The 6,577-nt window shown below is 61.0% G+C and carries 8 protein-coding genes, 1 tRNA gene and 1 pseudogene; 6 read left to right on the top strand and 4 right to left on the bottom strand.

What is annotated here, in order from left to right; genetic code table 11:
• Both B3849_RS11280 and B3849_RS11285 read right to left on the bottom strand, forming a co-directional pair.
• A pseudogene (locus tag B3849_RS11280) lies at positions 1-200 on the bottom strand (hypothetical protein); the annotation flags it as partial.
• Positions 197-1,525: a hypothetical protein gene (locus tag B3849_RS11285; RefSeq protein WP_278425650.1), complete on the bottom strand. Its 1,329-nt coding sequence runs from the start codon at positions 1,523-1,525 to the stop codon at positions 197-199. The gene B3849_RS11285 and the pseudogene B3849_RS11280, both read right to left, overlap by 4 nt.
• Positions 1,526-1,618: 93 nt before the next feature.
• Here B3849_RS11285 and B3849_RS11290 point away from each other — a divergent pair, with 93 nt between their 5' ends.
• The gene (locus B3849_RS11290; RefSeq protein WP_278425651.1) at positions 1,619-2,086 is read left to right on the top strand and encodes an MmcB family DNA repair protein; all 468 of its coding nucleotides are present in this window, start codon (positions 1,619-1,621) and stop codon (positions 2,084-2,086) included.
• 91 nt (positions 2,087-2,177) lie between these two features.
• On the opposite strand, the gene B3849_RS11295 is transcribed toward B3849_RS11290, so the two are convergent.
• The gene (locus B3849_RS11295) at positions 2,178-2,378 is read right to left on the bottom strand and encodes a DUF6324 family protein (RefSeq protein WP_005849205.1); all 201 of its coding nucleotides are present in this window, start codon (positions 2,376-2,378) and stop codon (positions 2,178-2,180) included.
• Between the two features lie 148 nt (positions 2,379-2,526).
• On the opposite strand from B3849_RS11295, the gene B3849_RS11300 reads away from it, so the two are divergent.
• Positions 2,527-2,603 (top strand) — tRNA-His (locus B3849_RS11300).
• Positions 2,604-2,693: 90 nt separating this feature from the next.
• Here the strand turns inward: B3849_RS11300 and B3849_RS11305 are convergent.
• Entirely contained in the window at positions 2,694-2,978 is a 285-nt protein-coding gene (locus B3849_RS11305) for a DUF6476 family protein (RefSeq protein ID WP_260003325.1), read from the bottom strand.
• On the opposite strand from B3849_RS11305, the gene B3849_RS11310 reads away from it, so the two are divergent.
• The 4 genes from B3849_RS11310 to B3849_RS11325 all read left to right on the top strand — a co-directional run bounded on the left by B3849_RS11310 (position 2,977) and on the right by B3849_RS11325 (position 6,491).
• Positions 2,977-4,011 (top strand): RluA family pseudouridine synthase, encoded by a 1,035-nt coding sequence (locus B3849_RS11310; RefSeq protein WP_278425652.1) that lies wholly within the window; start codon positions 2,977-2,979, stop codon positions 4,009-4,011. The genes B3849_RS11305 and B3849_RS11310 overlap by 2 nt on opposite strands.
• A gap of 166 nt (positions 4,012-4,177) precedes the next feature.
• On the top strand, positions 4,178-5,074 hold the full coding sequence (gene rpoH / locus B3849_RS11315) for an RNA polymerase sigma factor RpoH (RefSeq protein ID WP_278425653.1): 897 nt from the start codon (positions 4,178-4,180) through the stop codon (positions 5,072-5,074).
• Positions 5,075-5,203: 129 nt separating this feature from the next.
• On the top strand, positions 5,204-6,169 hold the full coding sequence (locus B3849_RS11320) for a Gfo/Idh/MocA family protein (protein WP_278425673.1): 966 nt from the start codon (positions 5,204-5,206) through the stop codon (positions 6,167-6,169).
• Between the two features lie 52 nt (positions 6,170-6,221).
• On the top strand, positions 6,222-6,491 hold the full coding sequence (locus B3849_RS11325; RefSeq protein WP_005849195.1) for a DksA/TraR family C4-type zinc finger protein: 270 nt from the start codon (positions 6,222-6,224) through the stop codon (positions 6,489-6,491).
• Positions 6,492-6,577: the final 86 nt, after the last annotated feature.

Below are 6,577 nucleotides of genomic sequence, written 5' to 3' on the forward strand. Positions count from 1 at the left end.
AGTTGAAACCGGCGGGTTTGGTCGCCGGGGCGCGTGGGTTCGGTCAGCCCCGGGGCACGCGGGCCAAAGCCGGGCAGGCGCAGCCCCTCGTCCAGATCGCCCCAAAAAAGCAGCCCCGCCAACCCCAGCTGAAAGATCAGAACGCCGCCGAGAACCCGTGCCACGGGTGGGCGTTTGGAAGGATCACGTCGCAGTTTCATGTGGTTTTCGAAGGCGTGCTAAGGGCAGGGTTTTCGGTCACGATGTCATGGGGCGCAGTGTCATCGCGGTCTTCCCACGCGTTTTCATCGACAGATGTGCCCTTCATCGCCGCATCCATGTCACGCATCGCCAGCACCGCGGCCCGCAATTCGGCAAGGGTGAGTGTTTCCTCGATCGCGCTGCCCTCGCGGCCCTCGCGGATCGCCCCTTGGGTGATGGCGAGAATGAAGACCAACACGGCGGGCAACAGATCAATGGCAATCGCGCCGGCCCAGGAGGGCACGAAGTTGCGCGCGTATTTGATCACCGCATCGGCGCTGGAAATCGGGGTGTAGGTCGTCTCTGTTGGCGGGGCCATGGCCAGCACGTCTTGGGCAGCACGCTCCAGTGTGGCGGCACGTTGGGCCAGGACCTCAAGCACGGCACTGATGGTCGAGGCCTGATTGCCCCGCACCTCGACACTGCTGCCATCCAATTCGGGCAGCACGACAGAGGCCGATAGATCCTGCGCGGCGCGTTCGACCAGCGGGGCGACTGACAGTTGCCGCAAGCGCGTGATCAACCCGGCAAGCCGTACCGCCTGTTCGGAAAATTCGACTGATCGCGCTTCCACCGGACCGGGTTCGACCGTCAGCGCGCGCATCCGGCTGAGGATCTGGTTGCCCTCGACAAAAGCGTCATTGACCAGCGGGGTCTGGGTGGCGATCTGCGCCTCCAGCCCCGACAGCTCTGCCGATTTCTGTCGCAGCACGCGGAACACGGCACCACGCCCTGCCAAGCCAGACAGCCCGCCCGTGGCCTCCTGTTCGCTCAGATCCTCGAAGCTTTGACGGACACGGGCAACGTCCCGCTCCAAGCCTTGGGCGGAAAGGGTGATCTCATGCGCGCGCTCCAACGAGCCTTGGTAATCCTGCACGGTCTCGGCCAGATGCTGTTCCACCGCTGCAGATCCGGCAAGGGCGGCGGCGTTCAGCCAGCTCGACATGGCGATGATCGCGACGCTTCCCAGCGACATGGCCCCCAACAGCCCAACCCGCGCACGGGCGCTGCGCACCGCTGGAAACAGGCGCAGCATATAGGACCAGAACACAAAGATGCCCACGGACACAGCAGCGGAATAGGCGATCGCGGCAAAGGCCGACATCGCCCCGTTGTCATCCAGCAAGGACGACACCCCAAGATAGGTGTAGATGCCCGACGCCACCGCCAGCACCCCAAGCGCTGTGCCCGAAAACGTATCGAGCCAGCCCAGATGCCCTTCGAGTTCGCGGGCATATCGGATGCCGCGCTGTTGATGTGTCGAGTTATCGCCGTCGCGCGCCATATGCCCACCCTGTTTTCTTTTGAACTAGATAGGTTGCGCGCTGCGGATTACCAAGCGCTTGCCTGATGTTCATGAATTGTTCATATTGCCCCCATGACCCAGACCGACCTGATGACCGCCCCAACCTTGCAGCCCGGACAGTTGATTGCCCGTGGTGTGACCCGCCAGCTTGCCGCACTCGGTTTCGCGAGCGTTGAGGAACTGGTGCCCACGCGCGGCCTGCGGGTGGATGTGATGGCGCTTGGCCCCAAGGGGGAGATCTGGATTGTCGAATGCAAATCCAGCCGCGCCGATTTCATGTCCGACAGCAAATGGGACGGGTATCTCGAATGGGCCGACAGGTTCTTTTGGGCGGTGGATGCGGATTTCGACGTCGACCTGCTGCCCGAGGACACCGGCCTGTTTATCGGCGACAGCTACGGGGCAGAGCTCGTGCGTATGGGGCCGGAAACCCGACTGGCCGCCGCGCGCCGCAAAAAGATGACCTATCTCTTTGCCACCCATGCCGCACGCAGGCTGCATATGTTGCGCGACCCGCATGCCATGCCGCAGTGGGGCTAGGGTACATCAGTATTCCAAATGGAAAATATCCCGGGGGTGCCGCGCAAAGGCGCGGCGGGGGCTGGCCCCCATCCCGACCGGGCAAGGTGCCTTATCGCTTGTTCTTGCCAGCTTTGCCCGCACGATGGGCTGCGGCCATGATCTCTTCCGCGATTTCAACGGCTTCATCCGTGGTGAAATCCATCGGGATCTCGATCCCGCCTTCCGCTTCGATGAACAGCCGGACCATGCCCTTATCGGTTGGCCCGATTTGCAGGTTGGCTTCAATGTCGCGTTCTGTGTCGATGCCCATGAGGTTTCTCCGAAACTGTGTCAGGTCCCGTACCCTGCGGCGCTGGAAATGGCAAGTTTTGCCATTCTCACCTGCGGCAGGACAAATCGAAGTTTGCGACGGATATGTGCTTGCATTCCTTTTTCATGAACGCTAGATCGACCTCAGTGCCGCCTTAGCTCAGTTGGTTAGAGCGCCTGATTGTGGATCAGGAGGTCCCTGGTTCGAGACCAGGAGGTGGTACCACTCCCCCCCCCCGAAAAAAGACCACATGTCTGATGGGCGTGATGTTTTCGTGCGCCGTGCCTCGGCACTGTGGCGCATAGGCTGGGCGCGTTACTCGATCGTAACGCTCTGACGCAGCTCGCCTGTCATCCGGTCAAAGATCAGAATCATATCTTCTTGTGTCACCACAGCATACCAGTCGGGGCCTTGGGTGAAGGTCACCGCTTTTTCGCCATCGGGCAGGGTGATAGAGGCCGGTAAATCGGGGCTCTTGTTCGAGAAGCGGATGACAAGTAGCCCGATCACGACTAGAAGGCCGAAAATCATTGTGGCGGTCAGCACCGTCACCAGCCGCCGCAGGAATTTGATGTTCGGGGGCTCGGAAGGATCAGTCATGTCGCACCGTCAAATTACGTTTACCATCGCGGACAGCCCGCCACCTCGCCTTGATAAAGCGCTTGCGCGCGATGTGCCAGAGGATGCGAACCTGTCGCGCACACGGCTGGGGCGTTTGCTGGAACAAGGGGCCGTGCGTGTCGACGGGGCAGTGGTAACCGACCCGCGCAGCCGTGCCGAAGCGGGGCAGCAGATCACCGTCGATGTGGAAGAGGCCGAAGACAGTCATATCCTCGCCGAGGAAATCCCGTTGGAGGTCGTCTTTGAAGACGCGGATCTGATCGTGATCAACAAGCCCGCAGGCATGGTGGTTCACCCCGCGCCGGGCAGCCCGTCGGGGACGTTGGTCAATGCGCTGCTGGCGCATTGCGGCGATGACCTGTCGGGGGTGGGCGGCATGAAACGTCCGGGCATCGTGCACCGGATCGACAAGGATACCTCGGGTCTGCTGGTTGTCGCCAAGTCTGACGCAGCCCACCACGGGCTGGCCAAACAGTTCGAGAAACACACCGTTGAACGCTATTATCAGGCCTTGGTCTACGGCGTGCCGGATGCCAACGATCCGCGCCTGCGGGGGGTGAAGGGGGCCAGCTTCGAGCCGGGCAATATCCTTAAGCTCACCACGCAGCTGGCGCGTCACCGTACCGACCGCCAGCGTCAGGCCGTGTTCTTTCAGGGCGGCCGCCACGCCGTGACCCGTGCGCGCACCGTTGCGCGGCTTGGCAATCCAGAAGTTCTGGCGCTGATGGAATGCTGGCTTGAAACCGGCCGTACCCATCAGATCAGGGTGCATATGGCCCATGCCGGTCACGCATTGGTGGGCGATCCGACCTACGGTGGCAAACGCAAGCTCGCAAAGGGCGCGGTCTCGGACGCCGCCGCCGAAGCGGTGCGCAGCTTTCCGCGCCAGGCCCTGCATGCGGCGGTACTGGGGTTCGATCATCCGGTCACGGGCGACTACGTTCGCTTCGAAGCGCCGCTGCCCGGCGATATGACCGACCTGCTCGGGGCCTTAGGCTACGACCTGCCCTAGTGCACAGTTGTGTGATCGACCTGTAGTAAAACGGTTTTTTAGGGATTATTGGGCCCAATTCACCGTCCCATGCGTTAGGCTGGACACTTGAAACGGAGCGGGGCCCTCTCCATATCTATGTTAATCCAAATAACATGGGCCCCGGAAATTGGGGAAAGGGACAAAGATGGCTAATTACGCAAATCTGCCAGCGCCAACACCGGAAGGCGGATTGAACCGCTATATGCAGGAAATCCGCAAGTTTCCCCTGTTGGAGCCGGAAGAAGAATACATGCTCGCCAAACGGTGGGTCGAAGAACAAGACACCGAAGCCGCGCATCGCATGGTCACCTCGCACCTGCGTTTGGCGGCCAAGATCGCAATGGGCTACCGCGGCTACGGTCTGCCGCAGGCAGAGGTGATTTCAGAAGCCAACGTCGGCCTGATGCAGGCGGTCAAACGCTTCGACCCCGAAAAAGGCTTCCGTCTGGCGACCTACGCCATGTGGTGGATCCGCGCCTCGATCCAGGAATATATCCTGCGGTCCTGGTCGCTGGTGAAACTGGGCACGACCTCGGGCCAGAAGAAATTGTTCTTCAATCTGCGCAAGGCCAAGAACCGTATTGGCGCGCTGGAAGAAGGCGATCTGCACCCCGATAACGTCAAACGTATCGCGACGGACCTTGGTGTGACCGAAACCGAAGTCATCTCTATGAACCGCCGTATGTCGGGCGGTGATGCGTCCTTGAACGCCACGGTCGGCTCCGAAGGCGAGGGGACGATGCAGTGGCAGGACTGGCTGGAAGACGAAGACGCCGACCAGGCCACCGACTACGAGGAACGGGACGAGTTGGAAACCCGCCGCGAGATGCTGGCAGAGGCGCTGGATGTTCTCAATGACCGCGAGAAAGACATCCTGACCCAACGTCGCTTGTCGGACCAAACGGTCACGCTCGAAGATCTGAGCAGCCAGTATGACGTCAGCCGCGAGCGTATCCGCCAGATCGAGGTGCGTGCCTTTGAAAAACTGCAAAAACGCATGCGTGATCTGGCCCGTGAAAAAGGTCTGATGGGCAACGCCTGATCGCCAGCCACGGTTTTGAATATTGATCCCCGCAAGGCGCGTCGCTTTGCGGGGATTTTTTATGCGCCCCTTGATGATCTGCTGCGGCTCCCCCTACAGTCGCACGACACCAAACATCAGGGGATCACGATGAAAACGCTACGCTGGGGCATCCTCGGGGCTGCCCAATTCGCACAAGAACAGATGGCCCCGGCCATCCACGCGGCGAAAGGGGCCGAACTGGTTGCCCTCGCCACATCTCACCCTGACAAAGCCGCGCACTTTCAGGCCTTTGCCCCGCAGCTTGCAACGCACAGCAGCTACGAGACGCTGCTTGCCGATCCAGATATCGACGCGGTCTATATCCCGCTGCCCAACCATTTGCATGTGGAATGGACGCTCAAGGCGCTGAAGGCGGGCAAACATGTCTTATGTGAAAAGCCGATGGCGATGCAGGCGCAAGACTATGAGCAGCTGATCTCCGCACGCGATTCCACGGGCCTGCTGGCGGCCGAAGCCTTTATGATCGTCCATCACCCCCAATGGATACGCGCCCGAGAGATCGTGCAATCGGGCAGCCTGGGGCGGCTGCGCCACGTGGCGGTCAACTTCTCGTTCTTCAACGACGATACCGGCAACATCCGCAACGACCCCAAGGCCGGTGGGGGCGTGCTGCCGGACATTGGCACCTATGCCTTCGGCTGCACCCGTTTCGTCACGGGGCAAGAGCCGACCGCGATCCCCCATGCCAAGATCGACTATGAAAACGATGTCGATGTCTTCGCGCAGGTCGCGGCCCGCTTCGACGGGTTTGACCTATCCGCAACCGTGTCCATGCGTATGTTCCCGTTTCAGCAGGTCGTTATTCACGGCGAAAAAGGTATCCTGCGTCTGACCTGCCCGTTCAACCCGACGGTCTATTCCCAAGCCGAGCTGTATCTCGAGACCACACAGAACAGCACCACCGTCGAACGCTTTCCCGGCGTGAACCACTATGTGCAGCAGGTCGAAAACTTTGGCGCGTCAGTGACCGAGGGCACGGCCTATCCCTGTCCGCTTGAATTCAGCCGCGGCACGCAACGCATGACGGATATGGCCTTTGCCGCCGGGGGTTGAGCCTTGGCACTTGCGACCTACCTATAAGGGGTAACACTCAAGGGGGATGATCATGGCCGGAGGATGGGCGAAAGACGGCGCTGTCAGTGAACAGATCGAAGCGTCGATCAACGATGAACTGGCCCGCCTCAAGGCGCGCAAGGCTCCTCAGGGCGAAAGCCGCACCCATTGCGCCGAATGCGAAGAGCCGATCCCCGAGGCGCGCCGGCAAGCCTTGCCGGGCGTAAAGCTCTGCATTGATTGCGTGCGCGAACGGGACGGTCTGGCGCAGGCCCGCGGTGGCATCAACCGGCGCGGCAGCAAAGACAGCCAGCTGAAATAGCCAAAAACAGAACGGGGCGCTGCATCTGCACCGCCCCGCTCGATTTCCAAATGGTCTTAAATCCTCGCCGAAGGCATTAAACTCTT

The organism is Sulfitobacter sp. UBA4523, from assembly GCF_002388305.1.
Taxonomy (GTDB): domain Bacteria; phylum Pseudomonadota; class Alphaproteobacteria; order Rhodobacterales; family Rhodobacteraceae; genus Sulfitobacter; species Sulfitobacter pontiacus.

Excerpts from the sequence above, each read along its gene's own strand:
- B3849_RS11310 (WP_278425652.1), top strand. The coding sequence starts at position 2,977 with ATGTCGCACCGTCAAATTACGTTTACCATCGCGGACAGCCCGCCACCT.
- B3849_RS11325 (WP_005849195.1), top strand. The coding sequence starts at position 6,222 with ATGGCCGGAGGATGGGCGAAAGACGGCGCTGTCAGTGAACAGATCGAA.
- B3849_RS11320 (WP_278425673.1), top strand. The coding sequence starts at position 5,204 with ATGAAAACGCTACGCTGGGGCATCCTCGGGGCTGCCCAATTCGCACAA.
- rpoH (WP_278425653.1), top strand. The coding sequence starts at position 4,178 with ATGGCTAATTACGCAAATCTGCCAGCGCCAACACCGGAAGGCGGATTG.
- B3849_RS11285 (WP_278425650.1), bottom strand. The coding sequence starts at position 1,525 with ATGGCGCGCGACGGCGATAACTCGACACATCAACAGCGCGGCATCCGA.
- B3849_RS11295 (WP_005849205.1), bottom strand. The coding sequence starts at position 2,378 with ATGGGCATCGACACAGAACGCGACATTGAAGCCAACCTGCAAATCGGG.
- B3849_RS11290 (WP_278425651.1), top strand. The coding sequence starts at position 1,619 with ATGACCCAGACCGACCTGATGACCGCCCCAACCTTGCAGCCCGGACAG.
- B3849_RS11305 (WP_260003325.1), bottom strand. The coding sequence starts at position 2,978 with ATGACTGATCCTTCCGAGCCCCCGAACATCAAATTCCTGCGGCGGCTG.